The organism is Xanthomonas sp. LMG 8993, from assembly GCF_009835065.2.
GTDB classification, from domain to species: Bacteria; Pseudomonadota; Gammaproteobacteria; order Xanthomonadales; family Xanthomonadaceae; genus Xanthomonas; species Xanthomonas arboricola.
On the sequence record NZ_QVIF02000004.1, the window covers coordinates 386,560 to 413,543 of the forward strand.

General features: G+C 67.3%; 24 protein-coding genes and 1 other RNA gene. 7 read left to right on the forward strand and 18 right to left on the reverse strand.

All coding sequences use genetic code 11. The features are described 5' to 3' along the window. The first annotated feature begins 105 nt into the window (after nt 1-105). Together DYQ94_RS10735 and DYQ94_RS10740 are read left to right on the forward strand one after the other, a co-directional pair. Nucleotides 106-1,116, forward strand: coding sequence for a TIGR00266 family protein (locus DYQ94_RS10735; protein ID WP_126965341.1), 1,011 nt, complete (start codon nt 106-108; stop codon nt 1,114-1,116). Nucleotides 1,117-1,440: 324 nt separating this feature from the next. Beyond that, a complete protein-coding gene (locus DYQ94_RS10740) occupies nt 1,441-2,478 on the forward strand; it encodes a patatin-like phospholipase family protein (RefSeq protein WP_016901221.1) in 1,038 nt (345 codons plus the stop codon). A gap of 432 nt (nt 2,479-2,910) precedes the next feature. On the opposite strand, the gene DYQ94_RS10745 is transcribed toward DYQ94_RS10740, so the two are convergent. After that, nucleotides 2,911-5,112 carry a TonB-dependent siderophore receptor gene (locus DYQ94_RS10745; RefSeq protein WP_126965342.1) on the reverse strand — a complete coding sequence of 734 codons (2,202 nt, stop codon included), beginning with the start codon at nt 5,110-5,112 and terminating at the stop codon, nt 2,911-2,913. Between the two features lie 223 nt (nt 5,113-5,335). After that, nucleotides 5,336-5,818 carry an Lrp/AsnC family transcriptional regulator gene (locus DYQ94_RS10750; protein WP_016901223.1) on the reverse strand — a complete coding sequence of 161 codons (483 nt, stop codon included), beginning with the start codon at nt 5,816-5,818 and terminating at the stop codon, nt 5,336-5,338. A gap of 127 nt (nt 5,819-5,945) precedes the next feature. Here DYQ94_RS10750 and phhA point away from each other — a divergent pair, with 127 nt between their 5' ends. Together phhA and DYQ94_RS10760 are read left to right on the forward strand one after the other, a co-directional pair. Beyond that, on the forward strand, nt 5,946-6,836 hold the full coding sequence (gene phhA, locus DYQ94_RS10755) for a phenylalanine 4-monooxygenase (protein ID WP_160954994.1): 891 nt from the start codon (nt 5,946-5,948) through the stop codon (nt 6,834-6,836). Nucleotides 6,837-6,904: 68 nt separating this feature from the next. Then, nucleotides 6,905-7,549, forward strand: coding sequence for a DMP19 family protein (locus DYQ94_RS10760; RefSeq protein ID WP_039510571.1), 645 nt, complete (start codon nt 6,905-6,907; stop codon nt 7,547-7,549). An 86-nt stretch (nt 7,550-7,635) separates the two neighbouring features. On the opposite strand, the gene DYQ94_RS10765 is transcribed toward DYQ94_RS10760, so the two are convergent. The 10 genes from DYQ94_RS10765 to DYQ94_RS10810 form a co-directional block, all read right to left on the reverse strand. Next, on the reverse strand, nt 7,636-8,754 hold the full coding sequence (locus tag DYQ94_RS10765) for a GDSL-type esterase/lipase family protein (protein WP_160954995.1): 1,119 nt from the start codon (nt 8,752-8,754) through the stop codon (nt 7,636-7,638). A gap of 284 nt (nt 8,755-9,038) precedes the next feature. Further along, nucleotides 9,039-9,701 (reverse strand): RpiB/LacA/LacB family sugar-phosphate isomerase, encoded by a 663-nt coding sequence (locus DYQ94_RS10770; RefSeq protein WP_054592012.1) that lies wholly within the window; start codon nt 9,699-9,701, stop codon nt 9,039-9,041. Nucleotides 9,702-9,929: 228 nt separating this feature from the next. Continuing rightward, entirely contained in the window at nt 9,930-10,685 is a 756-nt protein-coding gene (gene kduD, locus DYQ94_RS10775; RefSeq protein WP_126965344.1) for a 2-dehydro-3-deoxy-D-gluconate 5-dehydrogenase KduD, read from the reverse strand. A 146-nt stretch (nt 10,686-10,831) separates the two neighbouring features. Then, on the reverse strand, nt 10,832-11,686 hold the full coding sequence (gene kduI / locus DYQ94_RS10780) for a 5-dehydro-4-deoxy-D-glucuronate isomerase (protein ID WP_016901229.1): 855 nt from the start codon (nt 11,684-11,686) through the stop codon (nt 10,832-10,834). Nucleotides 11,687-11,893: 207 nt separating this feature from the next. Beyond that, nucleotides 11,894-12,952: a LacI family DNA-binding transcriptional regulator gene (locus DYQ94_RS10785; RefSeq protein ID WP_024939515.1), complete on the reverse strand. Its 1,059-nt coding sequence runs from the start codon at nt 12,950-12,952 to the stop codon at nt 11,894-11,896. A gap of 141 nt (nt 12,953-13,093) precedes the next feature. Continuing rightward, entirely contained in the window at nt 13,094-14,677 is a 1,584-nt protein-coding gene (locus DYQ94_RS10790; protein WP_065033190.1) for a family 43 glycosylhydrolase, read from the reverse strand. Nucleotides 14,678-14,913: 236 nt separating this feature from the next. Beyond that, nucleotides 14,914-16,197, reverse strand: coding sequence for a TRAP transporter large permease (locus tag DYQ94_RS10795; RefSeq protein ID WP_016901232.1), 1,284 nt, complete (start codon nt 16,195-16,197; stop codon nt 14,914-14,916). Then, nucleotides 16,197-16,718 (reverse strand): TRAP transporter small permease, encoded by a 522-nt coding sequence (locus DYQ94_RS10800; protein WP_160954997.1) that lies wholly within the window; start codon nt 16,716-16,718, stop codon nt 16,197-16,199. Before DYQ94_RS10800 ends, DYQ94_RS10795 begins: the two co-directional genes overlap by 1 nt. A 10-nt stretch (nt 16,719-16,728) precedes the next feature. Further along, the gene (locus tag DYQ94_RS10805) at nt 16,729-17,727 is read right to left on the reverse strand and encodes a TRAP transporter substrate-binding protein (RefSeq protein WP_126965345.1); all 999 of its coding nucleotides are present in this window, start codon (nt 17,725-17,727) and stop codon (nt 16,729-16,731) included. 37 nt (nt 17,728-17,764) lie between these two features. After that, nucleotides 17,765-18,586, reverse strand: coding sequence for a 2-keto-4-pentenoate hydratase (locus DYQ94_RS10810; protein ID WP_126965346.1), 822 nt, complete (start codon nt 18,584-18,586; stop codon nt 17,765-17,767). A gap of 140 nt (nt 18,587-18,726) precedes the next feature. On the opposite strand from DYQ94_RS10810, the gene DYQ94_RS10815 reads away from it, so the two are divergent. The 3 genes from DYQ94_RS10815 to DYQ94_RS10825 all read left to right on the forward strand — a co-directional run bounded on the left by DYQ94_RS10815 (nt 18,727) and on the right by DYQ94_RS10825 (nt 22,514). Further along, nucleotides 18,727-19,797 carry an alpha/beta hydrolase gene (locus tag DYQ94_RS10815; protein ID WP_160954998.1) on the forward strand — a complete coding sequence of 357 codons (1,071 nt, stop codon included), beginning with the start codon at nt 18,727-18,729 and terminating at the stop codon, nt 19,795-19,797. Beyond that, entirely contained in the window at nt 19,794-21,416 is a 1,623-nt protein-coding gene (locus tag DYQ94_RS10820) for a carboxylesterase/lipase family protein (protein ID WP_160954999.1), read from the forward strand. The genes DYQ94_RS10815 and DYQ94_RS10820 overlap by 4 nt, the downstream gene beginning before the upstream one ends. Nucleotides 21,417-21,581: 165 nt before the next feature. Then, the gene (locus DYQ94_RS10825; RefSeq protein WP_160955000.1) at nt 21,582-22,514 is read left to right on the forward strand and encodes a rhamnogalacturonan acetylesterase; all 933 of its coding nucleotides are present in this window, start codon (nt 21,582-21,584) and stop codon (nt 22,512-22,514) included. Nucleotides 22,515-22,597: 83 nt separating this feature from the next. Here DYQ94_RS10825 and DYQ94_RS10830 read toward each other — a convergent pair whose 3' ends face one another. The 6 genes from DYQ94_RS10830 to DYQ94_RS10855 all read right to left on the reverse strand — a co-directional run bounded on the left by DYQ94_RS10830 (nt 22,598) and on the right by DYQ94_RS10855 (nt 26,928). Continuing rightward, nucleotides 22,598-23,746: an aldo/keto reductase gene (locus DYQ94_RS10830; RefSeq protein ID WP_160955001.1), complete on the reverse strand. Its 1,149-nt coding sequence runs from the start codon at nt 23,744-23,746 to the stop codon at nt 22,598-22,600. Nucleotides 23,747-23,999: 253 nt separating this feature from the next. Beyond that, a non-coding RNA gene (locus DYQ94_RS10835) (sX9 sRNA) lies at nt 24,000-24,076 on the reverse strand. A gap of 105 nt (nt 24,077-24,181) precedes the next feature. Further along, a complete protein-coding gene (locus DYQ94_RS10840) occupies nt 24,182-24,649 on the reverse strand; it encodes a metallophosphoesterase family protein (RefSeq protein ID WP_065033194.1) in 468 nt (155 codons plus the stop codon). A gap of 155 nt (nt 24,650-24,804) precedes the next feature. Beyond that, complete coding sequence (locus DYQ94_RS10845; protein WP_126965347.1) at nt 24,805-26,370, reverse strand: PepSY-associated TM helix domain-containing protein; 1,566 nt, start codon at nt 26,368-26,370, stop codon at nt 24,805-24,807. After that, nucleotides 26,367-26,639: a hypothetical protein gene (locus tag DYQ94_RS10850; protein WP_026064062.1), complete on the reverse strand. Its 273-nt coding sequence runs from the start codon at nt 26,637-26,639 to the stop codon at nt 26,367-26,369. The genes DYQ94_RS10845 and DYQ94_RS10850 overlap by 4 nt, the downstream gene beginning before the upstream one ends. After that, entirely contained in the window at nt 26,629-26,928 is a 300-nt protein-coding gene (locus DYQ94_RS10855) for a hypothetical protein (protein WP_054592004.1), read from the reverse strand. The genes DYQ94_RS10850 and DYQ94_RS10855 overlap by 11 nt, the downstream gene beginning before the upstream one ends. Between the last annotated feature and the right edge of the window lie 56 nt (nt 26,929-26,984).

Sequence of the window (26,984 nt, forward strand, 5' to 3'; positions counted from 1 at the left end):
CCACAACCGCGCCCAACCGCACCTTCCGGGCATGACCTTGGACACGGGACGCCGTCACCGCGGCTGCGCTTAGACTCGGCGCACGCACAGACAGGAGTCGTCCCGATGGCCCAGTGGTATTTCCATGTTCCCGGACAGGCCGATCGCATTGGCCCGCTCGACGATGCCAGCGCCCGCGCGCATGCCCAGCGCCAGCCCGACGCGCTGGCCTGGCGCGACGGAATCGATGGCTGGACGCCGGCCCGCCAGCTGGCCGAGCTGCAGGGCGGCAGCGGCCTGCCGCCGCCGCTGACCGGCGCGGCCGGGCGCGCCGACGAGATCGACTACCGCATCGTCGGCAACGACATGCAGTTCGTCGAGGTCGAGCTGGACCCGGGCGAAAGCGCCATCGCCGAGGCTGGCGCGCTGATGTACAAAGACGCCGCGGTGCAGATGGACACCGTGTTCGGCGACGGCTCGCATGCCGGCCAGAGCGGCGGCGGCGGGCTGATGGGCAAGCTGCTGTCGGCCGGCAAACGCGTGGTCACCGGCGAGAGCATGTTCACCACCGTGTTCACCCATGCCGGCAGCGGCAAGGCCAGGGTCGCATTCGCCGCGCCCTATCCGGGCACGGTGCTGGCGCTGCGCCTGTCCGAGCATGGCGGGCAACTGATCTGCCAGAAGGACAGCTTCCTGGCCGGCGCGCGCGGCGTGTCGCTGGGGATCGCGTTTCAACGCAAGATCCTCACCGGCCTGTTCGGCGGCGAGGGCTTCATCATGCAGAAGCTCGAAGGCGACGGCTGGGTCTTCGTGCATGCCGGCGGCACCGTGGTGGAACGCGAACTCGCCCCTGGCGAACGCATCGATGTGGACACCGGCTGCGTGGTCGCCTACCACGCCGGTGTGGACATGGACGTGCGCCGCGTCGCTGGGCTGAAGAGCATGTTCTTCGGCGGCGAAGGCGTGTTCCTGGCCACCCTCACCGGCCCCGGCAAGGTGTGGCTGCAATCGCTGCCGTTCTCGCGCATGGCCGGCCGCATGCTGCAGGCCGCCCCGCAGGCCGGTGGACAGCAACGCGGCGAAGGCTCGGTGCTGGGCGGCCTGGGAAGGTTGCTGGATGGCGACAACCGGTTTTGATTTGGTGATGCGGCAGGCGGGTGTGCGGACACCCTTCTCCTGCCGGGAGACGGTGGCGCGCCGCGCCGGATGAGGGGACCGGCGAAGCCTGCTGCGATCCCATGTGGCCTCGCTCCTTACCCTCACCCCCCGCTCCGCGCCCCCTGCCCGTGCAGGTGGCTGCGGTCATCGCCCGAATGAACGGCTCGCCCTTCTTGCCGGGACAAGGTAGTGCAACGCCTGCAAACGATGCCGTTCTGAACAATCTCCACGCACGCCAACCATCAGCGCCACCGTGACGGCACGCGTGTATTCTCCCTCGCCTTTCCCATCGACGTTTTCGCCATGACTGCGCTCCGCCGCCCCCGCTCGCTTGCCCTGTTGTCCATGCTCGGTCTGCTCTCGGCCTGCGGTGGCGAGCCGCGCCCGGCAGCACCGGCGCCGGTGGTGCAGGCACCGTCTGCCGGCGCGGTCAAACCGGTGAAGATCGGCGTGGCGCTCGGTGGCGGCGCGGCCAAGGGCTTTGCGCATATCGGCGTGATCAAGATGCTCGAGGCCAATGGCTTTGCGCCGGTGGTGGTGTCGGGCACCAGCGCCGGCAGCGTGGTCGGGGCGCTGTATGCCAGCGGCATGGATGCGTTCCAGATGCAGGAAAAGGCCGTCGCGCTCGACCAGACCAGCATCCGCGATGTGCGGATCTTCTCCGGCGGCCTGGTGCAGGGCCAGAAGCTGCAGGACTACGTCAACGAACAGCTCGGCGGCAAGCCGATCGACAAGTTGCGCAAGCCGTTCGCGGCGGTCGCCACGCGGCTGGAAGACGGCGAACGCACCGTGTTCGTGCGCGGCAATGCCGGCCAGGCGGTGCGCGCGTCCAGCAGCATTCCCGGCGTGTTCGAGCCGGTGACCATCGGCCAATACCACTATGTGGACGGCGGCGTGGTCAGCCCGGTGCCGGTGGATGCGGCGCGCCAGCTCGGTGCGGAATTCGTGGTGGCAGTGGATATCTCCAGCAAGGCCAGCGGCAAGAATCCCGGCGATCTGCTCGGCACCGTCAACCAATCGATCTCGATCATGGGCCAGCGCCTGGGCGAGGCCGAACTCAAGCGTGCCGATGTGGTGATCCGCCCAAAGGTCAACGACATCGGCTCGGCCGATTTCAACCAACGTGGCGCGGCCATCCTGGAAGGCGAGCGTGCGGCGATGGCGGCGATGCCGCAGATCCGCGCCAAGATCGCGCAGTTGCAGGCGCAGCGCAGCAGTGCCACCCGCACCGCCGCCGAGCAGGCTGCCGCTGCCAAGGCGGAAGCGTATCGGCGCTGCCTGCAAGAGCGCTCGCGCTGGCAGAAACTGCGCGGCAAGGACGAGGCCTGCGTGGCGCCGTGAGGCAAAGGCGGTGCGAGGCGATGTGCAGCTGATGCGCAGCTGATGCGGGTGCCGCGCGAGGTTCCTGCGAGCTGAGCGGGCGTGGGCGCCTGTTTCGAGACGCGCGCGTTTTTTAAAGCCGATGCGTGGGGCGACTGCGTTGTTGATGCCTTGGGTTGATGCACCGAGGGTGTGCCGGACAAGGTCGCGGCCGGGGCGGCGGTTCTTTTCGGGTGCGCTGAGATGTGTCGCGGAGGGGGTCGCGGCCTGGGCCGCTCCTACGACGGCGGGGCATTTTTTTCAGGTGCGCTGAGGCGGGATCGGGTCGCGGCCGGGTCCGCTCCTACCGGGTGCGGGTGTATCGGCTATGTCGGCGCGGCCAGCACCGCTCTTGTAGGAGCGGCCCTGGCCGCGAGGCCTTACCGGTAACGCAACCGCTTCATCGGCAACGCCTCAATAGCGCCAACGCAACGACAGGCTGACAAACCGCGGCTCGCCGTAGTTCTGGTAATCCAGGTTGGCCCAGTAGGTCTTGTCGAAGGCGTTGCGTACCGCCAGCGTGGCGGTCCATTGCTCGCTGATGCGGTAGTTGGCGTTGAAGTGCACCAATGCATACGGGTTCTGCACCACGGTCACCGGCGTGGTGGCGCCGGTGCCGTCGCCGGTGGGGCGCTGGATATTGAAGCCGCGCACCGCGCTCTGCCAGCTGACGCCGCCGCCGATGCTCAGGCGCTCCCAGGCGCCGGGCAGGCGCAGCTGCGTGGACAGCTGCAGGTAATCCTCGGGCAGGTTGGCGTAGATCGCATCGGTGGGCGGGCGCGTCACCTTGACGTGGGTAAAGCCGGCATTGACGGTCCAGCCGGGCAGGAGTTCGCCGTTGAAGTCCATTTCCCAGCCACGGCTCTTGGTGCCGTTGATGCCGATGTAGGCCGAGTTGCCGTCCGGCAGCGAGGATTCCGGCTGGGTCATGTCGCGCACGGCAAAGTTGTCCTGCTTGGCCTCGAACACGGCGGCGGTGGCCATCGCACGGCCGTCGAACAACTGCGCCTTGATGCCGGCTTCCAGGTTGGAACCTTCCACCGGGGCGAGCAGGTTGTTGTCCTTGTCGCGGTAATTCTGCGGGTTGAAGATCTCGGTATAGCTGGCGTAGAGCGACACATCCGGCACGATGTCGTAGACCAGTCCCACATACGGGGTGACTTCGTCGCTCACCTCATACCGGCCGCTGGTGCCGGTGTAGGCGCCGCTGGCATTGAAAGCCTGGGTGCGGGTTTCCCAGGAGCTCAGGCGTGCACCGGCGATCAGCGACAGCGGGTCGGCCAGACGCAACCGGGTGGAGGCATACACGCCGCGCTGCGTGGTGCGCGCTTCGTTGCGACGGCCGTTGCGCGCATAGGTCACTTCGGAAATATCGCCATCCCAGTTGCGGATGTCGGGGATGAAATAGCAACGTTCGCTGCCGCAGGTGGCCCAGTCATCGGGATAGGTCTGGGAGACGCCGTAGGAGGTCGACTGCAGATCCTGCCAGCTGCCGCCGACCACCACATCGTGCTGGCGGCCGAACAACGAGAAACCGCCGGACAGGTACACGTCCACGCCATCGCGCGCGTCGCTGGTTTCGCCGGCTCCAGTGCGCAGAAAGATACCGCTGCCATCGGCGGCCGGATAGCCGGTGCCGTAGACGCGCAGGCTCTGCACATCGCCCTTGGTGTGCGCGTAGTTGACGCGCAGCAGCCAGTCCTCGCCGAAGCGTTGTTCCAGGTTGGCGAAGGCGGTGCTGGTCTCGCGCTGCCAGCGGCTCCACTTGGGCGCCATATTGGTCGAGCGCGGCAGGTTGGCCGGCGAGCCATCGGCGGCGAAGAACGGCACCGTGCCCCAGGTCGAGCCGACGGGGGTGTTGTCCTGGCGCTGATAGCCGACGGTGAGCGTGGTGCTGTCGGTCAGGTCGCCTTCCAGCACCGCCATGCCCGACATCTTGTTGTCGTGGTACCGGTCGTAGTAGTAATCGCGGTCCTGCCAGGCCGCGACCACGCGGCTGCGCCAGCGCCCGTCTTCGGTCAGCGGCGCATTGACGTCGGCCTGCATGCGGCGGAAATCCCAGGTGCCGGCGCTGACTGCGAACGAGGCATCGAAGTCCTTGCCCGGGCGCTTGCGCAGCAGGTTGACCGTGGCCGAGGGAATGCCGGCGCCGGTGAGCAGGCCGTTGGCGCCGCGGATCACCTCGATGCGGTCGTAGAAGACCGTGTCGTATTCCTGGTTGGTCGCACCGCTGTAGGTGGGCAGGCCATCGACCTGGAAGTCGGTGATCTGGAAGCCGCGTGCGAAATACAGCGGGCGCTGGGTGTCGTAGAACGACACGTTGACGCCGGTGACGTTGCGCATCACATCGTCGATGCTGAACAGCGATTGCTCTTCCAGCCGCTGCAGCCCGATCACGCTCACCGACTGCGGCGTTTCCTGCAGGGTCAGCGGCAGGCGTGTGGTGGTGGCCGGCTGCGCGCGGCTCACCGCGCCGTTGACGTTGACCTGGTCCAGCGTCTTGGCATCGCTTGCATCGGCGGCGGCATTGTCGGCACGGGCAGCGCAGGGCGTCAGCGCCAACGCGCATAGCAAGGCAGCGGACAACGTGGCCAGGGGGGCGGAAATCGCGGGCATTGGAGGGTTCTCGTCGATCGGTGCGGGACGCGCGGCGTCACCGGGCAAAAAAACGCAGGCATGCGCGGCGCGTCCCACTCGGGCGACGAGCTGGCTGGCCCTGTCGGGCTGGCGGATCGACGAGAAGACATGCCGGGCGCAGCCGGATGTTACGCAAATGTAAATCGTTATCGTTTGAGAGGCAAGTCACAGTGCACGTGTGCCTGCCTCACAGCCTGCCGGATCAGCCCAGATGCGAGAGCGGCAGGCCTTCCGGTGCTTTCACCGTGCGCAGCACGAAGCTGGAATTGACGTCGGACACGCCGGTCGCATTGAGCAGGCGGTCGAGCAGGAAGCGCGAGAAATGCTCCAGGTCGCGCACCTGCACCTGCAGCAGGTAATCCATGTCGCCGGTGAGCGCCCAGCAGGCCACCACCTCGTCCCAGCCGCGCACGCCGTCGGCAAAATGTTCGATATCGGCCTGGCCGTGCTGCTCCAGCTGCACCCGCACGAAGGCCTGCAGCCCCAGCCCCAGCGCCTTGGCATCCAGGCGCGCGCCGTAGCCGGCGATGATGCCGGCAGCCTCCAACCGCTGGGTGCGGCGCAGGCAGGCCGAGGCCGACAGATTGACCTGCACCGCCAGCTCCGCATTGCTGCTGCGGCCCTGCGTCTGCAGCAGGGCGAGCAGGCGCAGATCGGTGCGGTCCAGGGCGATTGGCTGGTCCATATGTTGCGCAGCAGCAGAGGATGACGCACGAATCTTGCGCCCGGAAGCATCGGACACGCAAGATTCGCAATCCCGTTGCGCGACCATCCGGCTAAGGTGAGCGCTGATCATCGGGAACCGCCGCCGCATGAACATCGCACCGCAACGCGTCGAGAATCAGCTCACCGACAAGGGCTATGTGCCGGTCTACACCACCGCCGTGGTCGAGCAGCCGTGGGATGGCTACAGCGCCGACGACCACGCCACCTGGGGCACCCTGTATCGCCGCCAGCGCGCGCTGCTGATCGACCGTGCCTGCGACGAGTTCCTGCAGGCGCAGGATGCGATGGGCATGGGCGAGACCCACATTCCGCGTTTCGATGCGCTCAATGCGGTGCTGCAGGCGGCCACTGGCTGGACCCTGGTCGGCGTGCAGGGCCTGCTGCCGGAGCTGGATTTCTTCGAGCACCTGGCCAACAAGCGCTTCCCGGTGACATGGTGGATCCGCCGCCCCGATCAGATCGACTACATCGCCGAGCCGGACCTGTTCCATGACCTGTTCGGGCACGTGCCGCTGCTGATGAATCCGCTGTTTGCCGACTTCATGCAGGCCTATGGCCGTGGCGGGGTCAAGGCGCACGGCATCGGCGCGGACGCGCTGCAGAACCTCACCCGCCTGTACTGGTACACGGTGGAATTCGGCCTGATCGCCACGCCGCAGGGGCTGCGCATCTTTGGTGCCGGCATCGTGTCGTCGAAGGGCGAATCGCTGCACTCGCTGGAATCGCCGGCGCCCAACCGGATCGGCTTCGACCTGCAACGCATCATGCGCACGCGCTACCGCATCGACAGCTTCCAGAAGACCTACTTCGTCATCGACAGCTTTGCGCAGTTGATGAGCGCCACCGCGCCGGATTTCACCCCGATCTATGCCGATCTTGCGCAGCAGGCGCAGGTGCCGGCCGGCGAGGTGCTGGACACGGATCGGGTCATCCAGCGCGGCAGCGGCGAAGGCTGGAATACAGACGGCGACGTGTGAGGCCGCACCGACTCGACACCATCGCCGACGCAGACTATGGTCAAACCTCCCCATACCGCCTTCGCTCAATGGACCTGACGCAGCTTCGCATCCGGCGCTTGGAGCTGGACGACACCCGCCTGCTGTTCACCCTGGCCAACGGCATCCGTATTGACGAGCCGATCAAGGCGCAGCGGCTGTTGTTGAAGGCAACGCCGCCGCAGCGTGCGCAATGGCAGCTCACCGACGACGGCTTCGGGGTGAACTGGCCGGCGGTGGCGCCGCCCACGGATGAGGGGCTGCTCAACATGCCCGAGTTGCTGTGGCGCCGCCGCAGCGCACGCGCGCAAACCAAACTGACCGCGCTGCGCGGACGCATGGATGCCCTGTCGCCCGGCGAGCGCGAGCTGGTGGCATTGGCGCGGCTGGATGCGGACATGAGCGAGAGCGGCTATGCACGCTACTTCGACCGCTGGGACGCCGCCACCCGGCGCGATGCATTGCAGGGGCTGGGCGCGATGGGCGCGGCGCAGGCGCGCCAGGCGATCGAAGGCCTGGGCACGGTATTCGAACGCCTGGAAGAAGACCCCAACCTGCTCAGCATCGAAGACATTCTCGACGCGATGAGCGAGACCGATCGCCAGCGCGTGGATGGCTGGGAAGAGGTCTACTACCGCCGCTCCGGCGAACTGGCCCGGCTGGGCCTGACCCACTACGGGGTCGACAAGGCGTAAGCGCGCGTGCAATGACGCGCATGGCTCACAGCCGGCGTTGCGCATCGTCCATACCCGCAACGCGCTCCCGATGCACCGGGCCTGTCTCAGCCTGCCGGCTTGGCGAGATAGGCCAATAGCAGCACCAGTGGCTCATCGCCGGTCTGCTGCAAGGCATGGGTGCTGCCCGGGCGCGTCAGCAGCGCATCGCCGGCAGTGACCTGGTACTGCTTGCCATCCAGCGCGTACAGCCCGCGCCCGCTGACGATGTAATAGATCTCGTCCTTGTCGTGCAGATGCAGGCCGATGCCTGCGCCCTTGTGCAGCACGCGCTTGCGCAGCACGAACGGCAACTGCGGTGCGTCGGCGAAGAACGGATACGCCGTGGTCGGCCCGGCGCCGCCATGCGGGCCGGGTTGCGGGCGTGCGAGATCGCGTTCGTGCACCACCAGTGAGGGATGCGCCTGCGCCGCGCGTTGTGCGGCGGTGTCGGGAGCGGCGCCGCAATCGGCATCGCGGCGCAGCTGTGACATGAGAGCGGGTTGCAGCTGCACCCAGCCATGCACGACCAGGCACGCCACGGCAGTGGCGCCGGCGCGGCTGAAGTGGGTGCCGTCGGCTTTGCCTTGTTCGGGAACGAACAGGAAGTACGCCCTGGCCGCCTGTTCGCCGAGGGCGCGGATCCAGTCGCTGGAACTGGCGTTGAGATCGATCAGGCCCACGTGTTCCTGCGCAGCGAGTTGCTGCATGGCCAGGGTGTAGCGGCCGTGGGTGTCGAGCAGCGCGCCGAAATCGTAGAGCAGACGGGCGGCGGGCGTGATCAGGATCGGCGTGGCGCCCTTGTCGCGCGCGGTGGCGATATAGCGGCGCAGGAACTGCTGATAGTCGCCCTGCGGGTCGGTGTAGCGGGTTGGATCTTCGTGTTTGGCGTCGTTGTGGCCGAACTGGATCAACACCACGTCGCCGGCACGGAGGTCCTTGGCGATGGCGTCCAGGCGCCCTTCGGCGATGAAACTGCGGGTGCTGCGGCCGCCCTTGGCGTGGTTGCGCACCTGCCATTGCGCCGGGTCGAACCACTCCTGCAGCATCTGGCCCCAGCCGGCCTGCGGCGCACGCTCGGCACCGTATTCGGCGGCGGTGGAATCGCCGGCGATGAAGATGCGGTGTGGTTCGGCGCGGGCGCTATTTGCGCAGAGCAGCAGCAATGCGAACAGCAGCAGACGCATGGTGGGCTCCGGGAACAATGCCAAGGACGCGACGCTGTTCCTTCTCCCATCGGGAGAAGGTGCCCGAAGGGCGGATGAGGGTGCGGCGGCACAGGAAACGTTGGACGGCCGTACTGTCGTCTCAAGCCTTTCAAGCCTCCCCTTTCAGGGCAGCTGTCTTCCGCCGCGGCCTCACTCCCCCGCTCCGCGCCCCGGCCCGCGCCGGCAGCGCGGGCTCCAAGGCACGCGCGCCAGTGGCGCGCGAACAGTGCCCTCTCACCCCGCGGGAGGAGGGCTTTAGGCCGTTATGCTGCTGCGGCGGCGGCTTCGGGCTTGCCCAGCACGCCGGCGACGAAGTTGCGGATCTCGGCGTCCTGCGCGTTATCGAAGAAGCACTGCTGGAAACGCTCGCCGCCCACGGCCTGCTTGATCAGCTCCGGGTCGATGGCGCGCAGGCCGTCGAGGTAGGACTTGGCAGTGGCCTGCTTGACCTGGGTCAGGATGCCGGCATTGGCGGCCTGCGATTCGCGACGCTCGGCCGGGTAGCCCATGCCGCGCTCGCCGCTGAAGGCCTTTTCAAAGATGTAGCGCACGTTGATTTCCGCGCCCCAGCCGTAGCCCTTGGCAAATGCCAGCGACAGCGCGTTGCCGTTGTTGACCTGGGCGAACAGGTAGGCGTCGGTCGGCTCGATGCAATAGCCGCAGAACACGCCCGGATGCGCATTGAGCGACATCATCGCGCCCTGGCCGGTGCCGCAGCCGGCGACGACGAAGTCCACGGCCTTGGAGTTCAGCAGCAGGCTGGCGACGATGCCCAGGTGGATGTAGGTCAGGCGGTGGTCGTTGTCGCCGTCCATGCCGACGTTGAAGACGCTGTGGCCCTGCTCGCCGGCCACGTCGTTGAGCTGCTGCAGGATCACCGGGTTCTTGCCGGCCTGACTGAACTCATTCATGAGTGCGATTTTCATGGGGATGCTCCGATTGGTTTGGGGAAGTTGTGTCGACTGTGGAGGTGATTGGTGTGCGCGCCTGGATGCGGTCTTGCTTCGCTTTTCAGGTGCCTTGTCGGTGGGCGATCAGGTGCTGAAGGTCTTGTCGGAGCTGCGGCACGCGTCTGGTCATGTACGTGCCTGCCGGTCCTCATTCGCCCTTCGTGCACCTTCTCCCTGAGGGAGAAGGCACCGCGTGGGTTTGACTCAGCGTGCCAGCCAGCCGCCGTCGACCGGGATGATGGCGCCGTTGACGTAGTCCGAGGCGCTGCTGGCCAGGAACACCGCGGTGCCGCCGAGGTCGGCCGGCACGCCCCAGCGCGCGGCCGGGATGCGGTCCAGGATGGCCTTGTTGCGGTCCTGGTCGGCTCGCAGCTGGGCGGTGTTGTCGGTGGCCATGTAGCCGGGCGCGATGGCATTGGTGGTCACGCCCTTGCTCGCCCATTCGTTGGCCAGCAGGCGGGTGATGCCGGCGATGCCGGACTTGCTGGCGGTGTAGGACGGCACGCGGATGCCACCTTGGAACGACAGCATCGAGGCGATGTTGATGATCTTGCCGCTGCCCTGGGCGATGAAATGGCGGCCGGCGGCCTGCGCCATGAAGAAGGCCGATTTCAGATTGACGTTCATCACGTCGTCCCAATCCTGCTCGCTGAAATCCACCGCGTCGGTGCGGCGGATCAGGCCGGCGTTGTTGACCAGGATGTCCAGGCGACCCAGGCCGTCCAGCGTTTCCTTGAGGATGCGTTCGACCGGTTCGATGCTGATCAGGTTGGCCTGGATGGCGACGAAGCGGCGGCCCAGTCCCTTGACCAGTTCCTCGGTCTCGGTCGGCGCCTGGATGCCGGCGGCGGCGATGTCGGCGCCGGCCTGCGCCAGTGCCAGCGCGATGCCCTGGCCCAAGCCCGTGTTGGCACCGGTGACCAGTGCGACCTTGCCTTCGAGACTGAACGGATTGCTCATTACCTTATCGCTCCTGCTGGGTGTGCCACGTTGGATGAGTGCGTGCGTCCGCGCGATGCGCGGCCGCTGGCATGGGGTGGAGCTGGCGCGTTGATGGCGCTAGCGCATCGACGCGGTGAGTGCGGTGCTGGCCGGCATGCATGGCCTTACTTGAGCTGGCAGATGTCCAGCACATGCATGTCGGTGTAATCCAGGTTTTCGCCGCCCATCGCCCAGATGAAGGCGTAATTGCTGGTGCCGGCGCCCATGTGGATGGACCACGGCGGCGACACCACCGCTTCGTTGTTCTGGATCACGATGTGGCGCTGCGCGTCCGGCTCGCCCATGAAGTGATAGACGCGGTCGTTGGCGCCGAGATCGAAGTAGAAATACACCTCGCTGCGGCGGTCGTGCAGATGCGGCGGCATGGTGTTCCAGACGCTGCCCGGCTTGAGCACGGTCAGGCCCAGCAACAGCTGCGAGGACTGGCAGGTGGTCGGCACGATGTACTGGTAGATGGTGCGCTCGTTGCTGGTTTCCAGCGCGCCGCGCTCCAGCGCCACGGCATCCTTGATCGACAGTTGCTTGGTCTCGAAACGCGCATGCGCCGGTGTCGAGGCCAGATAGAACCTGGCCGGGTTGGCGGCATCGTCAGAAGCGAAGCTGACATCGGTGCTGCCCATCGCCACGTACAGGCCGTCCTTCGGCCCGAGCGTGTAGACGGTGCCGTCCACGGTCACGCTGCCGGTGCCGGCGCCGACATTGAGGATGCCCAGCTCGCGGCGCTCCAGGAACGGATGGCCGGCGGCAGACGCCGGTTCGGTCTGCCTGGGCAATTCCAGCGTGGTGCCGAGCGGTGCTGCGCCACCGAGCACGAAGCGCTCGTAGTGGGTGTATTTGAGCGTGACCGCATCGTCGACGAACAGGCCATCGAGCAGATAGAGCTCGCGCAGGTCGTCGTTGCTGGCGCCCTTGATGGCGTCGGGATGGGTGGCGTAGTGGGTCTTGCAGTACAGGGACATGCGCGATCTCCGGTGCCAAGCGCGGGGGGATTGGCTTGCACCGGGCCATTCTACCGGCTCTGGTTAACCGGTGTCATTGCGCAGTGCACGATAGCCGCATGGCGGTGCGCCGGCCTCGTCCCTTCTCCCTGCGGGAGAAGGTGGCGCGCAGCGCCGGATGAGGGGACGAGGCTGCGCGCGCTCCCTAGCGGGAGGGGCTTGACGCGCTCAATCCTCCGGCGGTTGGCAGGAGTCGCGCACGATCAGGTGCGGGCGCACGCTGGCGGTGGGCAGTTGCGGGGCGTTGTCGGGCTGGATCAGCATCGCCGCGGCGGTGCGGCCGGTGTCGCGGGTGTGGCGGCGCACCGAGGTCAGCGGCGGCCACAGGCGCGAGGCCAGCGAGCTGTCGTCGTAGCCGATCACCGACAGCTGGCGCGGGATGCTGATGCCGGCGCGCAGCGCGACCTTGTAGATACCGGCGGCCATTTCGTCGTTACCGGTGAAGATGGCGGTGGGGCGCTTCTTGCCCAGCAGCAGCTTTTCGGCCGCGGCCACGCCCGATTCGAAGGTATAGCCGGCTTCGACGATTCGCTCGGGTGGCAGTTCGATGCCGCGCCGGGTCAGCGCGTCGGCAAAGCCGGAGGTGCGCTCGATCGAGGAACGGTAGGCGCTGGGGCCGGTGACCAGGGCGATGTCGCGGTGGCCGAGCGAGAGCAGGTAATCGGCGGCCTCGGCGGCGCCGTCGCGGTCGTGGGTGATCACTGTCTGCGAGGTGGTGTCCAGCGCCACCGAGGCGATGCGGGTGTAGCGGCAGCCGATCTCGGCCAGCATGTCGGCCAGCGCCTGGTCTTCGGAGGCGCGTGGCACCAGGATCACGCCGTGCAGCTTCTGCGCCTGCGCGAAGCGGCGCACGCCTTCGATGTAGCCGGGGCTGCGGCTGTCGCAGGGGTGCACCACCAGCTCGAAGCTGGAGCCGCGCAGCGCGTCCAGCGCGCCGTACTGCATGTCCACGATGTACTGCGCGGTGGGGTTGTCGTAGACCATGCCGATCAGGAACGAGCGCCGGAACGCCAGCCCGCGCGCGAGCGGATCGGGCGCGTAACCGACCTCGCGCATCAGCGCCTCGACCTTCTCGCGGGTGTCCTGCCGCACCAGCGGCGAGTTGTTGATGATCCGCGACACGGTCTTCTTGGACACGCCCGACATCCGCGCGATGTCGTTGATCGTGGCTACCTTGCCCTTCGGCAGGCCGGGCATTCCCTCTTCAGGCATCTTGCGGGCGGGCATAGCGGTCAACCAGTGAAGTTGATTGGATTCTACCGGCCAGACGGCCGGCAGACCTGAGCGAAGCCTGCCGCCACCCCGGACCCGCCGTGCAGGACACGCCGCAGCCGGCAGTGCCGCGGCATGCCCGGCGATGCAGAACGGTCAGTCCAGGGCGCGGTAGCGGAAGTTGCGGAACTCCACCTGGCCCTGCCCGGCGGCATACAGCGCCGGCTTCAAGGCCAGGAACTTGCCGGCCACGTTGTGGTGGTAGCCGGACACTTCCATCTGCACCGGGTACTTGGTCCAGGTGGTGCCGTCGGTGCTGCTGTGGATGGTGACGATGTGGCGGTTGTTGGTGACCCGCAGCCACAGGGTGCCACCGGTCGCACTGGGGGCCAGCGTGCCGGGGCGTTCCTCGCCGTAGCGGTGCATGACGAAGTTCTCGCCATTGCTGCCCACGCCGGCATAGAGCTTGTCGCTGTAGAACAGCAGCGCCCCGCCCTGCCCGCCCGGCGCCACGGTCATCTGCACCTCGAACTGGTAGGCCTGGTCGGTGGCGATCACCGTCAGCGGCGAGGCGTTGCGCGGGGCGCTGCCCTTGCCCTGCAGGCGCAACACACCATCGCCGACCTGCAGCCGCTTGGCCTCGTCGGCGGCGGGGTTGAAGAACGCCCACTGCGGGCCCAGCGTGCTGGCGCGGAAGTCGTCCGACAGCGCCAGCCCGTGCGGCAAGGCCTGCCCACTGGGCTTTTTCAGCGGCGTGCCCAGGTCGCCACCCTTGGCGACGAACCAGCCGTCCGGGGTCCATTCGATCGGGTCCAGCAAGGCCTGCCGGCCCAGCGTCCAGTAGCCGTGTTCGTAGCCGTGGTAGAGCATCCACCAGCGCTGGTCGGTGCCTTCCACCAGCGTGGCGTGGCCGCGCGACCACCACGGCTCGTCAGCGCTCCTGGTGCGGGTGATCGGATTGTTGGGCGCGTTCTGCCAGGGGCCGTGGATCGAGCGCGAACGCGCGGTAATCACCATGTGTCCGGTCGGCGGGCCGGCGGTGCCGCCGACGGCGGTGGTCATGTAGTACCAGCCGTTGTGGCGGGTGATCTTGGGGCCTTCCTGGGCGTAGCCTTCCACGTCCCAGCTTTCCGGGTATTTCCAGCCGTCGTAGACGTGCTTTGGCGTGCCGACCACCTTGAGGCCGTCGTCGGAGAGCTGCACGTAGTCGCCGCCGCTCAGGAACAGATAGCGCTTGCCGTCCTCGCCCACTGCGTGGCCGGGGTCGATGTACTTGCCCAGGCCGATGTCGATCGGCGCGCTCCACGGGCCCTTGATGTTGTCGGCCCAGACCACGAAGTTGCTGCGCTCGCCCTGGTCGCCACGGCGCGCCGGGAAGTAGATGTAATAGCGCTTGCCGTGCTTGATCAGGTCCGGCGCCCAGATCGCGCCGACGTTCTGGGTGATGGCATGGCCCAGCGGCTGCCAGTTGACCAGATCGCGCGAATGCCAGATCGGCAGGCCCGGGTAGGCGTCGAACGAGGACAGCGTGAGGTAGTAGTCCTGCCCGTCCTTGAGTACCGACGGGTCGGGGTGATCGCCAGCCAGCACCGGGTTGAGGAAGGTTCCATTGCCCTGGTCGGCGATGCGCTGGTGTTCGAGGCCGCGCTTCCAGTCGGCCGCGGCAGCGAGCCCGGCACACAGCAGCAGGCCGCCGGCCAGCAGCCAACGCAAACGGGTTGAAGCGATACGCACACGCATGCTTGCTCCTAGTCCCCGCACGGCGGGGCGATGCGACGGCCAGCGCCTGGAGCGTCGGCCGCCTGGATGAAGGCGGAACTACCTGCCAGCAGCCACGCTGGGCAGCGCGCCGCTAACGTCGGCAGGCGTTTGTCGAGCGAGGCGCGGCGTGCGGACATCGCATCGCACGCGCCGTGCAGGCCGCTGCCACGCACCGACGACGCCCACCTGACGGACGCAGTCGGGATCGCGGGCACTTACGCGCGCAGCGCGCGTGGCAACCACAGCGACAGTTCGGGGAAGAACGCCACGATCAGCAGCACACCCAGGGCCGCCAGCCAGAACGGCCAGATGGTGCGCATGCTCTGGGCGATGGTGATCTGCCCGATCGAGGTACCGATGAACAGCACCGAGCCGATCGGCGGGGTGATCAGGCCGATGCCGCCAGCCAGCACCATCACCAGACCGAAATGGATCGGGTCGATGCCGTAGGCCTTGACCACCGGCAGGAAGATCGGCGTGCAGATCAGGATCTTCGGCGCCAGGTCCATGAACATGCCCAGCAGCAACAGCATCACCACGATCATCAGCAGCACCGTGTTCTTGCTGTCGGCGATGGCCTGCAGGAACTTCACCGCCGCCGCCGGCACCTGCAGGTAGGCCAGCAGCCAGCCGAACACCGCAGCGGTGGCGATCACGAACAGGATCACGCCGGTGGTGCGCGCCGCATGCGTCACCGCGGCGAAGAACTCGGCCCACCGTAGCTGCCGATACAGCAGCGCGGTGACGATCAAGGCGTACACCACCGCGATCGCCGCGCTCTCCACCGCGGTGAAGATGCCGGCACGGATACCGATGAAGATCAACGCCACCAGGCCCAGGCCCGGCAACGCGCCGATCAGGCGCAGCGCCACTGCGCGCCAGCCGGGGAACGGCTCGGTGCCGTAGCCGCGATGGCGGGCCACCGCATAGCCGGTGACCATCATCGCCGCGGTCATCAACAGCGCCGGGAAGATACCGGCCGCGAACAGGTCGGCGATCGACAGCCCGCCACCGGCCGCGGCCGAGAACAGGATCAGGTTGTGCGAAGGCGGGACCAGCAACGCCACCAGCGCGGCGGTCATGCTCACATTGACCGCGTAGTCGCGGTCGTAACCGCGCTTGATCATCTGCGGGATCATGGTGCCGCCGACCGCCGAGACGTCGGCGATCGCCGAGCCGGACACGCCGCCGAAGAACAGCGACGACAGCACGCTGACCTGGCCCAGGCCGCCACGCACGCGCCCCACCAGCGAGGAGGCCAGCGCGATCAGGCGTTCTGAGATACCGCCGCGCAGCATCAGTTCGCCGGCGAAGATAAACAACGGGATGGCGATCAACGAGGCCGAGCCGCTGCCAGCGGAAATCTGCTGCACCAGCACCACCGTGGGCAGGTCCAGATACAGCAGCGTGGCCAGTGCGGCCGCGCCCAGCGCATACGCCACCGGCACGCCGATCAGCAGCAGCACCACGAAGGTTCCCAACAACATCGCAATGCCCATCAGCGCACTCCTCCGGCCTGGATCGGGCGCAGCACACGCCACAGCTTGTACAAGGCAAAGATCACCATCAGCGCACCGCCGATCGACAGCGGCAGGTAGTTGATGCTCTGCGGCATCTGCGCGCCGGCCATCTTGATATCCAGGCCATCGAGCAGCAGCGCCGCGCTCCACCACGCCAGCACCGCACCGATGGACATGATCATCAACGGACGGATCAGGTCGAACACCCTGCGCACCAACGGCGGCACGTGTTCGCCCAGCAGGTAGAAGCCGAAGTGGCGGTTGGTATGCACGCCGGCGGCCGCGCCCAGGCTCAGCGCGGTGCTGAGCAACAGCAGCGTCACCGGCTCGGTCCAGCTGGGCGAGTTGTTGAGCACGTAGCGGGTGAACACCTGCCAGCCCTGCACGACCACCAGGCCCAGCAGCGCGATGGATGCCACGCCAACGGCGGTATCGGAAACGCGGTCCAGCGCGCGCTGCAACGGCGCGACCGGGACGGCGACGGTCTCGGGTTCGGTCATCGGGTCACCTCTATGCAAAATCGCGGATGCGGCGGTACAGCGCTTCGATCTCCGGCTGCTTGCGGTATTCGGCCAGCAGCGGCGCGGCGGCGGCGCGGAACGCCGGCATGTCGACCTGATTGAGCTTGACGCCGTAATCGATCACCTGTTTGCGCGCGACGGTCTCCGAGGCATCCCACAGATTGCGCATCACCGGTACCGAGGCGCGTGCCAGTTCCACCACCAGGGCGCGATCGTCCGGGCGCAGCGATTCGAAACTTTGCCGCGACATCACCAGGATGTCCGGCGCATAGGAATGCTCGCTCTGCGACCAGTAATGCGCGGCTTCGAAATGCCGGCTGGACTGGAAGCTGCGCATGTTGTTTTCCGCACCGTCGATCATGTGCGTTTCCATCGCCGAGAACGTCTCGCCCAGCGACATCGGGGTGGGGTTGGCACCCAGCATGCGCATCAGCTTGAGGAAGATGTCCGACGAGGCCACGCGCAGTTTCAGGCCCTTGAGATCTTCCGGGCGGTGCAGCGGGTGCTTGGTGTTGTAGAAGCAACGCGCACCGGAATCGTAGATCGCCAGGCCCACCAGATCGCGCTGCTCGAAGCTGCGCAGCACGCTGTCGCCGACATGGCCGTCGATGGCGCGGCGCAGGTGCGGCACCGAGTCGAACACGTACGGCAGGCACAGCGCCTGGGTCAGCGGAAAGGCGTTGTTCAACGCGCCCGAATACACCCGGGTGATGTCGATGGCGCCAAAGCGCGCCATGTCGATCGCCTCCGACTCGCGGCCCAGCTGGCCGGAGTGGTACTGGCGCAGCTTGAGCCGGCCGTTGCTGCGTTGCTCCAGCTGCTTGCCGAACCACCGCACCGCCTCCACGGTGGGGTAGTCGCCGACATGCACATCGGTGGCGGTCAGCAGCTGCCCGCCGGCAATCGGCGTGGTGGCACGCGCGCCCAGCCAGGGGCCGGCCGCGGCGGCACCGAGCCCGGCACCGAGGAAATGTCTGCGTGTGATCATTGGCGCCCTCCCAAGCGTCTGGTCACTGGGTCCGGCGTTACTTGGCGGACACAGCCGTACAGGAAATGTCGCCGATGCCGGCGAAGCGAATCAGGGCATGCTGTCCCACTTCGATGTCATGGATACCGGTGGCATTGCCCGTGGCGATGAGATCACCGCGCTTGAGCGGACGCCCGCGCCGGGCCGAACGGCTGAGCGCAAATGCGTAGGCCGCGCGCAAGCCGCCCGGCAACGTGGTGGCCCCGCCGGTGCCGACCAGCTGGTCGTCGATCAGGGTTTCGGCGGTCAGCGCGGATTCGTCGCGCGCCAGCCAATCAGTCACTTCCGGCCCCAGGATCAGGCCGTTGTTGTTGCCGAAGTCGGAGATCACCACGCGCGGGCCCAGCTTGTTGATGGTCGCCAGCGGGCTGCTGGCGATTTCCACGCCGATGAACAGCGTGGCCGGCAGCTGCGCCGCCTGGTCAGGAGTGAAGTGGGTCTGGTCGGCCGGCGCGTCCGCGTCCAGGCGCAGCACGTACTCGGCCTCCACCGCACCGAAGCCGCCTTCGTAGATCGGGAATTCGGTTGTTCCACCGGTAGCATTCCAGAGCTTGTGCGAGAAGATCGGGCCCAGCAGGCGCTCGTCGCCCGATGCGTCGCGGCGCTCGGCGGCGATGTAGCCCACCTTCCAGCCGACCACCTGGTCGTCCCACTGGCTGATGGCGATATCCTGCACCTGGTAGGCGGTGAGCAGATCGTCGGGGATCTGCCCTGGAAAGTCCGGCAGCGATGCCCCTGCACGGCGTGCCTCCACAAAGCGCTGGGCGATCTGCGACAGCGAGGATGTGGAGGATGGTGGGGTGGCGGCGTCGTTGCTCAAGGGTGTCTCCCTGATAGGTGTTTTTGTTGCACTGCCAATCGACAGTGGCACGGTGTGCTGTATATGGTAAACCGGTGTCATTGGCAATGTGCAGTGCGGCAAAACTGGCCGCAGCAACGAAGCAACCCTGGGAGGGGTGGATGGAACAGACAAGCCAAACGCGTGTGTTTGCCGCGTTTTCGAACGTCATGCGCCGGTGCATGACGGCGGTGGTGATGGTGGGAGCGCTGCTGGCCACGCCAGTGCTGGCAGCCGAGGTGCCCGGCGCCGATACCGCAGCCGAGCAGGCCAGCCGGATCCTGTTGTGGCCCAAGGGGATGGCACCGGGGGACAAGCCGCTGCCGCAGCCACAGCGCATCATCCAACGCAGCAGCGACCCGGCCCTGCCCGATCGCTACATCCAGCAGATCAGCACGCCGTACCTGGTGGTCTACCGGCCCAAGCGGCCGAACGGCACCGCCCTGCTGGTCACCCCCGGCGGCGGCTACCAGCGCATCGTGCTCGACAACGAGGGCAGCGCACTGGCGCCCAGCTTCGTCGACCAGGCCGGCATTACCCTGTTCGTGCTGCGTTACCGCTTGCCCGGCGAAGGCCACCCGAACGGCGCCGACGTGCCGCTGGCCGATGCACAGCGCGCGCTGCGGCTGATCCGCGCCAACGCCGCCCGCTACGGCATCGACACGCAGCGGGTCGGGGTGATGGGGTTCTCGGCCGGCGGCCATGTCGCCGCCAGCCTGGCCACCCGCTACGCCGCGCAGGTCTACCCCAAGATGGATGCGGCCGATGCACTGAGCGCGCGGCCGGATTTTGCGCTGCTGATCTACCCGGTCATCGACATGGACAGCGCCAACGCGCACCCGGGCTCGCGCGAGCGCCTGCTCGGCAGCAGTCCAGCCGATGCGCAGGTGCGTGCGTATTCGCCGCAACTGCATGTGGATGCACGCACCCCGCCCAGCTTTCTGCTGCATGCGCAGGACGACACCGTGGTGTCGGTGCGCAACAGCCTGCTGATGCACGACGCGCTGTTGCGCGCCGGCGTGCCGAGCGAGCTGCACGTCTTTCCGCAGGGCGGCCATGGCTTTGGCACCGCCAGCGGCAGCGGCCTGACCGTGGCCGCCTGGCCGCAACTGGCGCAGGCCTGGATCGCGCATGTCACCAAGAAGCAGCCGCCGGCTCCTGCATCGGGACCGGCGCAGGACGTGGCGCGATGACAGCGCCGTCCGCGCCCGACGCGCGCCGACGCACGCTGCTGCGTGGCGGCCTGCTCGCCACTGCCGCCGCAGCGCTCCCCGGCTTTGCTGGCGCCGCCGCTCCGCCGCCGCCACGCGACGCCAGCGCGCCGCTGGCATGCGTGCGTGGCGGCGCCTTGCGCGGTCATCGCGACCAGGGCATCTGCGTGTTCAAGGGCATCCCGTACGGCGGCGACACCGCCGCGCGGCGCTTCCAGGCAGCCGTACCGGAAAATCCATGGCAGGACGTGCGCGATGCCAGCGCCTATGCGGCGGCGGCGCCCCAGCTCAAGGCCAGCGAACCCACCAGCGAGGACTGCCTGTTCCTCAACGTATGGACGCCGGGCCTGCGCGATGGCGGCAAGCGCCCGATCCTGTTCTATATCCACGGCGGCGGCTACACCACCGGCTCCGGCAGCGACCCGTTGTACGACGGCGTACGCCTGTGCAGACGCGGCGATGTGGTGGTGATCACCGTCAATCACCGGCTCAACCTGTTCGGCTACCTGTCGCTGGCGCAGCTGGGCGATGCCGGCTTTGCCGACTCCGGCAATGTCGGGCAGCTGGACCTGATCCAGGCACTGCAATGGGTGCGCCAGCACGCGGGCGAATTCGGCGGCGATGCCGGCAATGTCACCGTGTTCGGCCAGTCCGGTGGCGGCGCCAAGATCGCCACCCTGATGGCGATGCCGGCCGCGCGCGGCCTGTTCCACCGCGCCTGGACCATGAGCGGGCAGCAGGTCACCGTGGCCGGCCCGCGTGCGGCCACGCAGCGCGCGCAGTTGCTGCTGGATGCCTTGAAACTGGCGCCCGGCGAGCTTGCGCGCATCCGCACGCTGCCGGTTGCGCAGCTGCTGGCTGCCGCGCAGCTGCGCGATCCCTCGCGGGTGGAAAACAGCGCGCTGTACTTCGGCCCGGTGCTGGATGCACGCAATGTGCCGGTGCATCCGTTCTGGCCGACCGCGCCACTGCAATCGGCCAGGATTCCGCTGGTGATCGGCAACACCCGCGACGAGACGCGTGCGTTTCTCGGCAACGACGCGAAGAACTTCGCGTTGAGCTGGGACGAGCTGCCGGCCAGGCTGGAAAGCCAGCAGTACGTCGATCTGCTGCCGCAGGTGGTGATTGCCGAATATCGCCGGCTGTATCCGCAGTACTCGCCTTCGGACGTGTTCTTTGCCGCGACCACGGCGGGCCGCTCGTGGCGCGGCGCGGTCGAGGAGGCCGAAGCGCGTGCACGCCAGGGCGCACCGACCTGGGTATATCAGCTGGACTGGGGCTCGCCGCTGGACGGCGGCAAGTTCGGCGCCTTCCACACGCTGGATATCCCGCTGGTCTTCGACACCATTGCGCAGCCCGGCTCGCGCACCGGCAACGGCGCCGCTGCGCAGCGCATGGCCGAGCAGATGAGCGAGGCGCTGCTCGCCTTCGCACGCAGTGGCGACCCGAATCATCGCGGCCTGCCGCGCTGGCGCCAGTACTCGCTGCAGCACCGCGACACGTTGCTGTTCGATGTGCCGAGCCGGATGGACAACGACCCGCGTGGTGGCGAACGGCGGCTCTACCAGCAGGCGCCCTTCATCCAGCGCGGTACGTTCTGAGCGCTTTCGCTCCGGCGGGGCGATCAGCATGTGGTGCGCGGTCGACGCACGGGTGCGAACTTTCCAGACTGGCAGGTCTGCGCAGGACACGCCAATTCCGCAGCGCTGGCCGCCCCCTATTCCGGCGAGCGCGCAGCCGTGGTTCAGTCGTTTTCGAGGTGATGCATGCGTAAGTACTCTGTTGTTGCACCGATGCTGCTGACAGCGCTGGCCGCTGCCTGCCTGACGTGTGCCGATGCGGCCGCTGCCGCGCAGGTCGGTACGCCGCGCGCATCCAGGGCATCGACCACCACCGCCGCTGCGCCCGCGCTTGCCGCCAGCAAGATCGTGCTGGTCGGCGACTCCACCACCGCCGTGCAGGGCGGCTGGGGACCGAGCTTTTGCGCGCAGCATGTGAGCTCGTTTCTGAGCTGCCTCAATCTGGCGCGCGGCGGCCGCAGCACGTCCAACTACCGTGCCGAAGGTTCGTGGGAGATCGCGTTGCACGAGCTGCGCAGCGGCGGGTATCGCCAGGTGTATGTGCTGATCCAGTTCGGCCACAACGATCAACCGGGCAAGCCGGGGCGTTCCACCGACCTGGCGACCGAATTCCCCGCCAACCTGCGCCGCTATGTAGACGAAGCGCGTGCTGCCGGTGCGATTCCGGTGCTGGTCACGCCATTGACGCGGCGGCAGTTCGCGCGCGGTCAGTTGCTGGACGATCTGGCGCCCTGGGCCGAGGCCACGCGCACGCTCGCGCAGGAATTGCAGGTGCCGTTGATCGACCTGCACGCGCGCAGCCGCGCCCTGGTGCAAGGCATGGGCCCGGTGCTGGCAATGCGCCTGGCGCAGCGGCCGGCCGACCCGGAGCAGGTGCTAGCCGCGCAATCGGGCACCACCATCGGCAAGACCCCGGCGCAAACCACATCGACGCCCGCCACGCCTGCTGTCGCCACTGCGCGTGCACAGGACAACGCCAGTGCCGAGCCGATGGGCCAGGCCAAACTGGCATTCGATTACACCCATCTGGGTGCCGAAGGTGCCGATCTGTTCGCGGCGATTGTCGCCGACGAGCTGGCCAGGCAAGTGCCTGCGTTGCGGCCGCTGTTGATTCCGTGATGGGTGAGGTGATGCCTGCAGTGTGACGTGATGCATCGCAAGCGCAGGCGTTTGCGATGCACCCACCACGCGTGAGCCTCAGCTCAGCCCAGCACAGGCACCGGTGCATCCGCTTCGATCACCTGCTCGCGCTTGAGCTCTTCCCATACCGCTGCCGGAATCGCCACGCGCATCGAGGCCGCATTCGCAAGCGCCTGCTCGGCCGTGCGCGCACCCGGAATCACTGCGGACACCACCTTGGGCGCGGCGGCAAACTGCAGCGACACTGTGCGCAGATCCACGCCGTGGCGCTCGCAGATGGCGAGTGCTTTCTGGCGCTTGGCCGGCGCCCATTCCGGCACGGTGCCGTCGTAGAGATATCGCTCGCGCCCGGCCAGATAGCCCGCCAGCAGCGGCGCACCGACCACTACCGACGCGCCATGCTTTGCGATCTTCGGGAAGGTGTCGTGCAGCGCCTGCGCGTGGTCGAGCAGCGAGTACTGGCAGGCCAGCAGGAAGATATCCGGATCGGCCTCCTCGATCGCACGCAGGGCCGGCTCAGGGCGATTGACGCCAAAGCCCCACGCCTTGATCAGGCCCTCCTTGCGCATCTTGGTCAGCTCGGGCATCGCCCCTTTCACCGCTTCGGCAAAGCGCTGTTCCCACAGCATCCCCAGGTCTTTCTCGTTCTCCGGTGACAGGTCGTGGATGTAGGCGATATCGATCTGCGACACGCCCAGGCGCTGCAGGCTGTCTTCGATCGAGCGACGCACGCCGGAGGCGCTGTAGTCGTAGCGGTAGTCGAAGGGCGACGGCTGCTGCCACATCGTCTTCGGCGGTTTGTCGGTAGCGGTCAGCAGGCGCCCGACCTTGGTCGACAGCACGTAGTCGTCTGCAGCGTGATTGTGCAGGTGGTGGCCGGTACGGCGCTCGGACAGGCCCAGGCCGTACCACGGTGAGGTATCGAAATACCGCACGCCCGACTCCCACGCCGCAGCCAGGGTCGCTTCGCTTTGCGCATCGCTGGTCGGCGCAAAGCCATTGCCGATCGCCACGCCACCAAAGCCCAGTCGACTCGAGGGCCGATAGCGTGCGCCCTTGCTTGCGGGATTGGTCGGCAATGCGGATGCGGCGGCCTTGCCGCGCGTGGGCATCACGCTGCCCGGTGCGGAAGTCTGTGCCAACAACGGGGCGGCGGCCAATGCCGCGGTGCCGGCAGCGGCGGCGGAGAGGAACTGGCGACGGGTATTCATGGGGAAAATCCTTGCAGCGACTCGATGCACAAGGATGGTCCCGCCTGCGTGCAGACAAGGTCAGCGCAGGGGTCGCGAGCGTACACATGCAGGCAACGAACGACTCACGGGCAGGTTTGGACAAGCAGGCACGTCAGCACAGGTTGTCGGCGGTCGGTGCTGGCGGTCATCGCATGCACCGCATGCTCACGACATGCGGAAGTGGCAGGTGTACCGGGCCGATGTACTTCGGCGCGTGGCATTGCCTAAGAGTGGCCAACACAGCGTCGCGAGCGGTGGTCAGATGTGTGCGGACGGCACGCTAAGAACCGGGGAGTACGCGTGGTACACGCCGATTCCGAGCAGCGACCGCGCACGCATGACGGCTGTGCAGTCGTTTTTTGCTGGCCGCTCCAGATCCCTGCACACGTCTCTGTTGCACGGATCCAACTTCCGTCAGCGTATTTCCAGCAGTTGCAGCTGCGCACGCGGCGGGCCATCGCCCAGCCACAGCGTGCCCACACTGATCGGCAAGCTGAAGCGACGCGGACCGGCGCTGCCCGGATTGATGTACAGCACACCGTCGTGCGTGTGTATCGACGGCTTGTGCGAATGCCCGCTGATGATCACATCGGCAGCAACATCCGCTGCCAGCGTTTTCAGATCGTGCAACACATGGATGCGCACGCCTGCGATCAGCAGATCCAGCGTTTGCGGAAGCTGCGCTGCCCAGGGCTTGTTATCAATATTGCCGGCGATCGCATGTAACGGTGCCAGCGCCTGCAGCGCGGCGAGGATATCCGGCTTGCCCACATCGCCGGCATGGATGATCGCCGCGCAGCCCTGCAACGCAGCCACGGCCTCGGGCCGCAGCACGCCGTGCGTGTCGGAGATCAGGCCAATGCGTAAGACGGCAGCCGTCATCGGGTGTGGGTAAAGGTGGCGGGCGATCAGGATGCACTGCCCGGCGAGGCCGTCGCGTCAACGGGCCAGGTCTCGGGGCCAGCCGCATGGTCAGCGACAAGTGCTCCGCCGCAGCTGATGCCCGGCACACCGTAGCGTGCCAGGCATCAATCACGTCAGTGCGTCGACTCAGCGCGTTGCGCGCGCTTCCACGCCCAGACGCTGTTGGGATCGCCCTGCAGCCCGCGCCGCCTGCTCGCACGCGCCAGTTGCCAGTACGCCCATGCCAACACCAAGGCGATCAGATCCACGACCAGCACCGTCGCGTCCTGCCACGGCAGCACCAGGCCATGTGCCGAAACACAGCTGGCCAGCGGAATCAGCGCCGTGAGGACAGCGCAGGCCAGCAACGCCTCGTACGCACCACGTGCGGTGGGGCGGACCAGCGCCCACACCAGCACGGCCGCAAAGACCGCGTAATAGACATAACGCTCCTGTCCTTGCGCAAGCAAGCGTGCGACGATGAACAAGGCCGAGATGCCGGCGACGCTGCCCAGGCAGACGCCGATGGTCAGGCGCGCCATCGCGTGGGTGCGGCGCGGTTGATCCAGCAACCGACGCTTGCGGCGTGTCTCGATCCACAGCAGGTTGCCGCTGTAGAACAGGAACGCACCGCCCAACCCGAGCAGGAAATACAGCCACTGCACCGGCGCATGCCCAAAGTTGCCGAAGTGCAGCCCTTGCAGCCCGCGCAAGGCGGAGGTGCCTGGTGACATCGTCCTTGGTTCGAGCACGCGCAGGACCTGGCCGGTTGCCGCGTCCAATGCCACGCCACCGAGTGTGTTGAGGCGGCGCTGATCGTTGTGGCCATACACTTCCGCGCGTGCATGGGCATCGCCTGCATCATGGAACCCGATGCTCTCCGGTACCAAGCCCGGGCTGGCTGCGCGCGCCTTGTCCAGCAGCACCGCAACCGGCAACACCGGCGCCGCACGCCTGGCAGGTTGCACATGCGGGGTGAGTTCGAACTCCGGTGCCAGGATCTGCATCAGCTTGCCGTCGAACACCAGGAACTGGAATGGCGCCAGCAACAGCACGCCCAGGCACAACACCGCGCCGGACCAGGCAAAGATCACATGGAACGGCAGCGACAACATGCCGACCACATTGTGCGCGTCCTGCCACAGGCGCTTGAGGTTGTGCCCCGGCCGCAGCGCGAACAGGTCCTTGAAGAACACCGGCGCGTACAGCACCACCCCGCTGAGCAACGCCAGCCCGTACAGCACGCTCACCACACCGAACAGATAGGTGCCGAACACGCGTGGCAGGCCGGCGGTGAAGTGCAGGTCGTAGAGGAAATCGGCAAAGCCCACGCGCTGCGGCAATTCCAGCAGGCGGCCATCGGCGGCCTGTTGATACTGCCGCATGCCGCCACTGGCCTCGGCCTGCGGCCCATACCAGTACAGCCGCGGAGTCGGCCCGTGCTCGCCGGGCAGCAGCACCAGGAAGGATTCGGCCACCTGCGGATGCCGGGCGATCACCGTATCCAGCAAGGTCTGCGCGGCGGCGACAGGATCTGCCGGCGCACGCTGTGTGACAGGCGGCGTGGCCTGCCAGCCGCTCAATTCATGCGTGAACACGGTGATGGCGCCGGCGTAGAAGGCGATGAACAAGGCCATGCCCGCCAACAGACCCATCCAGCTGTGGACCGACAGAAACGCGCGCAAGGTCGATGCTTTCATGCGCCCAACTCCGTCCAGCCCAATGCCTTGATGCCTGCAAGCGCGAGGTAGCACAGCAGCGTCAGCCCGCCGAGCACGGCCCAGGCGCGCGATGCGCGACGGAACACGAACGGCAGCGCCATCGCACCCACCCAGGCCGGAAACATCAGCAGCAGCCATGCCAGCGTGTAACTCTGCTGCGGCCCCGGCAGCAACAGGGCGCACAGGCCGACCACGCCGACCGCCAGCGGCAGGCCCAGCACCACTGCGGCCAGCCACCTAGCCCACATGGCGCACCTGCCTGCGTTGCGTGCGCGCCTGCCGCCAGGCATCCAGATAGGGCAGCGCCACCGCCACCAGCATCAGCGCCGTCACTGCGGCGAAGATGCCGGCCCAGGTGCCCAAGGCCTGCATGGCGCAGCCCAGCGATAGCAGCAGTAATGCGCTGGCGCCGATGCGTAGCGCGCGTGCGGACAGCCGGCGCTGCGGCCACAGGCGTTGATGCCGTGTTGCCAGATAGAACGCCAGCGCCGACGCCGCAGCGCCGAGCAGATAACACCAGGTCATCAAACCGCTCATGCCTGCGCCTGCGCCGAAGCGGAGAACGGCAACACACCGAGCTGCGCTGGCCACAT

What these genes read in the sequence shown, in the direction of transcription:
- DYQ94_RS10850 (WP_026064062.1), bottom strand. Translation starts at nt 26,639, where the DNA reads ATGTGGGCTAGGTGGCTGGCCGCAGTGGTGCTGGGCCTGCCGCTGGCG.
- DYQ94_RS10845 (WP_126965347.1), bottom strand. Translation starts at nt 26,370, where the DNA reads ATGAAAGCATCGACCTTGCGCGCGTTTCTGTCGGTCCACAGCTGGATG.
- phhA (WP_160954994.1), top strand. Translation starts at nt 5,946, where the DNA reads ATGAACATCGCACCGCAACGCGTCGAGAATCAGCTCACCGACAAGGGC.
- DYQ94_RS10800 (WP_160954997.1), bottom strand. Translation starts at nt 16,718, where the DNA reads ATGACCGAACCCGAGACCGTCGCCGTCCCGGTCGCGCCGTTGCAGCGC.
- DYQ94_RS10820 (WP_160954999.1), top strand. Translation starts at nt 19,794, where the DNA reads ATGACAGCGCCGTCCGCGCCCGACGCGCGCCGACGCACGCTGCTGCGT.
- DYQ94_RS10855 (WP_054592004.1), bottom strand. Translation starts at nt 26,928, where the DNA reads ATGAGCGGTTTGATGACCTGGTGTTATCTGCTCGGCGCTGCGGCGTCG.
- DYQ94_RS10745 (WP_126965342.1), bottom strand. Translation starts at nt 5,112, where the DNA reads ATGCCCGCGATTTCCGCCCCCCTGGCCACGTTGTCCGCTGCCTTGCTA.
- DYQ94_RS10750 (WP_016901223.1), bottom strand. Translation starts at nt 5,818, where the DNA reads ATGGACCAGCCAATCGCCCTGGACCGCACCGATCTGCGCCTGCTCGCC.
- DYQ94_RS10770 (WP_054592012.1), bottom strand. Translation starts at nt 9,701, where the DNA reads ATGAAAATCGCACTCATGAATGAGTTCAGTCAGGCCGGCAAGAACCCG.
- DYQ94_RS10735 (WP_126965341.1), top strand. Translation starts at nt 106, where the DNA reads ATGGCCCAGTGGTATTTCCATGTTCCCGGACAGGCCGATCGCATTGGC.
- DYQ94_RS10785 (WP_024939515.1), bottom strand. Translation starts at nt 12,952, where the DNA reads ATGCCCGCCCGCAAGATGCCTGAAGAGGGAATGCCCGGCCTGCCGAAG.
- DYQ94_RS10795 (WP_016901232.1), bottom strand. Translation starts at nt 16,197, where the DNA reads ATGGGCATTGCGATGTTGTTGGGAACCTTCGTGGTGCTGCTGCTGATC.
- DYQ94_RS10825 (WP_160955000.1), top strand. Translation starts at nt 21,582, where the DNA reads ATGCGTAAGTACTCTGTTGTTGCACCGATGCTGCTGACAGCGCTGGCC.
- DYQ94_RS10815 (WP_160954998.1), top strand. Translation starts at nt 18,727, where the DNA reads ATGGAACAGACAAGCCAAACGCGTGTGTTTGCCGCGTTTTCGAACGTC.
- DYQ94_RS10765 (WP_160954995.1), bottom strand. Translation starts at nt 8,754, where the DNA reads ATGCGTCTGCTGCTGTTCGCATTGCTGCTGCTCTGCGCAAATAGCGCC.
- kduI (WP_016901229.1), bottom strand. Translation starts at nt 11,686, where the DNA reads ATGTCCCTGTACTGCAAGACCCACTACGCCACCCATCCCGACGCCATC.
- DYQ94_RS10740 (WP_016901221.1), top strand. Translation starts at nt 1,441, where the DNA reads ATGACTGCGCTCCGCCGCCCCCGCTCGCTTGCCCTGTTGTCCATGCTC.
- kduD (WP_126965344.1), bottom strand. Translation starts at nt 10,685, where the DNA reads ATGAGCAATCCGTTCAGTCTCGAAGGCAAGGTCGCACTGGTCACCGGT.
- DYQ94_RS10790 (WP_065033190.1), bottom strand. Translation starts at nt 14,677, where the DNA reads ATGCGTGTGCGTATCGCTTCAACCCGTTTGCGTTGGCTGCTGGCCGGC.
- DYQ94_RS10840 (WP_065033194.1), bottom strand. Translation starts at nt 24,649, where the DNA reads ATGACGGCTGCCGTCTTACGCATTGGCCTGATCTCCGACACGCACGGC.
- DYQ94_RS10830 (WP_160955001.1), bottom strand. Translation starts at nt 23,746, where the DNA reads ATGAATACCCGTCGCCAGTTCCTCTCCGCCGCCGCTGCCGGCACCGCG.
- DYQ94_RS10805 (WP_126965345.1), bottom strand. Translation starts at nt 17,727, where the DNA reads ATGATCACACGCAGACATTTCCTCGGTGCCGGGCTCGGTGCCGCCGCG.
- DYQ94_RS10760 (WP_039510571.1), top strand. Translation starts at nt 6,905, where the DNA reads ATGGACCTGACGCAGCTTCGCATCCGGCGCTTGGAGCTGGACGACACC.